This window comes from Streptomyces sp. 13-12-16 (genome assembly GCF_002114215.1).
In the GTDB taxonomy this organism is placed as follows: Bacteria; Actinomycetota; Actinomycetes; order Streptomycetales; family Streptomycetaceae; genus Streptomyces.
In genome coordinates this window covers 28,844-29,387 of record NZ_NCTE01001227.1, presented here as the reverse complement: position 1 = coordinate 29,387, position 544 = coordinate 28,844, and the positions used below count along the sequence as shown (strand labels likewise).

Below are 544 nucleotides of genomic sequence, written 5' to 3'. Positions count from 1 at the left end.
ACGCGGACGAACAGCGGGCCCTCGGTGCGCCCGGCGGCGGCCAGGGCTGCGCGGTAGGCGCGCAGGGCGCGGACCGGGCAGGTGGCCGGGTCGGTGCCGTACAGGATCGCGTTCGTGGTGTGCCTGCGGACCTTCTTGCGGTACACGGTCACGTCGTAGCCGTGCTCCGCCTCTGCGACGGCGGCGATGTCGAGGGCGACCAGCTCGGAGATCCGGGCTGCCGTGGCGAAGCCGAGGAGGACCAGGGCGGCGTTGCGCTGCCCGGCGAGGGTGGCCCGGTCGGCCCGGGCGAGCATGGCTCGGATCTGCCCTGGCAAAGCGGCCGCGGCCTGCTTCGGCTGCGCGGCCGCCGCCATCGCCTCGGCGAGCCGGTCGCGATAGGCGTTGAGGACGGCCCGGGCGCCGCGCATGTTCGGCTTGGGGTGCCCCTGCTCCAGGTGCCAGGACGTCACGGCGGACAGGGCCCGCTCGATGGTCGACGGTCCGGCCGGCGCCCCGGTGCGCTTGCGGGGCGCCACGGTCAGGTGCCGCACCCACTCCGCCA

Annotated in this window: 1 pseudogene; it reads right to left on the bottom strand. The window is 75.9% G+C overall.

Annotation, left to right across the window (positions count from 1 at the left end):
* A pseudogene (locus B7767_RS38265) lies at positions 1 to 544 on the bottom strand (integrase); the annotation flags it as partial.